The 266-nt window shown below is 44.7% G+C and carries 1 protein-coding gene; it reads left to right on the forward strand.

Annotated features, from left to right (window positions below; all coding sequences use genetic code 11):
* Positions 1 to 249, forward strand: a 249-nt coding sequence (locus tag P8629_RS12005) for an LpxL/LpxP family acyltransferase (protein ID WP_442908707.1), incomplete at its 5' end; no start/stop codon positions are given.
* Between the last annotated feature and the right edge of the window lie 17 nt (positions 250 to 266).

Consider the following 266-nt stretch of genomic DNA (forward strand, 5'->3'; position numbering starts at 1 on the left):
GTGCAATACGGTGGGCGAGTTTACGATCGTAGCGTCGGCATTAAGCCATTTATAAAGTCGGTTCGTAAAGACGGTTATTTAGGCTACTACTTACCCGATGAAGATTTAGGCCGTGAGCACAGTGTGTTTGTCGATTTTTTTGCCACTCAAAAAGCGACCATTGCTGGGCTGGGTCGCATATCAAGCCTTAGTAAAGCGAAAATTGTTCCTCTTTTCGCGATGTTTATGCATCAACCAATCGGAGAGTAGATTGCTCTGGCTTTTTG

Origin of the sequence: Hydrogenovibrio sp. 3SP14C1 (genome assembly GCF_029625905.1) — a bacterium.
In the GTDB taxonomy this organism is placed as follows: Bacteria; Pseudomonadota; Gammaproteobacteria; order Thiomicrospirales; family Thiomicrospiraceae; genus Hydrogenovibrio.